We start from the raw sequence: 238 nt of genomic DNA, 5'->3' as shown, positions 1-238 counted from the left end.
AGTATATGCATAGTACTGTACCCCGCTGTAGTCAGTTTAGTAAATGTATATATTACCTTAACGCTGTAGCATACTCAGAGAGTTCAACCGCAACCACTCTCTGTTAGCCTCGGCGCCTACATACACATTAGCACCAGTTACAATAACATTCAAGCTATTGCTAATACTCCCGGTACTGTTAGTGGTGTCATAGCCCAGTTCCTGCATTAAACCATCAATGCTAGGACTGCTGGCTTTC

1 protein-coding gene is annotated in these 238 nt (G+C 43.3%); it reads right to left on the bottom strand.

The genetic code is table 11. The annotated features are described in order from the left end of the window. Positions 1–57: 57 nt before the first annotated feature. Positions 58–238 (bottom strand): hypothetical protein (locus ABFY71_RS19125; protein ID WP_347947464.1); only part of this gene is annotated, 181 nt, incomplete at its 5' end.

This window comes from Devosia alba, from assembly GCF_039938915.1.
GTDB classification, from domain to species: domain Bacteria; phylum Pseudomonadota; class Alphaproteobacteria; order Rhizobiales; family Devosiaceae; genus Devosia; species Devosia alba.
The sequence above is the reverse complement of the archived record's forward strand: the minus strand, read 5'-3'. Positions and strand labels throughout refer to the sequence as shown.